The sequence below is a fragment of the Thalassotalea sp. G2M2-11 genome, assembly GCF_017168195.1.
Classification (GTDB): Bacteria; Pseudomonadota; Gammaproteobacteria; order Enterobacterales; family Alteromonadaceae; genus Thalassotalea_E.
Map to the genome: position 1 here is coordinate 1 of NZ_JADNYL010000013.1, position 462 is coordinate 462.

Below are 462 nucleotides of genomic sequence, written 5' to 3' on the forward strand. Positions count from 1 at the left end.
GAACCAGATAGCTCAAAAAGCTTTCAAGGCACTTCAGGTGATTTTGGTGCAATGATTTTCATGACAACAGACTCGCAAAAAATGTTAGAAAATTGGGAAGCACCAACACCGGGTTTCCATATTTTAGAATCCGAGAATGTTGAAAAAGGTCAACCAATTGAAGCTTTAGTTTTATTTAGTGGTTGTGCTGCTAATGCGGAAGGGAACTGTGTTGCTGAAGTTGATTACCAAATTCTAAAACCGGATGGAACAATCTATGCCGAATATAAAAATACTGAGCTTTGGAAAAACAAACCAGCGCTACCTAAAGGTCAATTAGGCCTTGCTATCGATCGCGTGGGTTTAATCGCTGAGAGTAATGACCCTGTTGGGGTTTATAAAGTAACTTGCGTTGTAAAAGATCTGGTAAGTGATAATAGGTTTTTTATATATTCTAGCTTCACGGTAAATGAAGCTAACAAG

At 38.3% G+C, this 462-nt stretch carries 1 protein-coding gene; it reads left to right on the forward strand.

Features of this window, described 5'->3' with window-relative positions; translation table 11 throughout:
• Positions 1-462 (forward strand): hypothetical protein (locus tag IV514_RS17355; protein WP_206486586.1); only part of this gene is annotated, 462 nt, incomplete at both ends.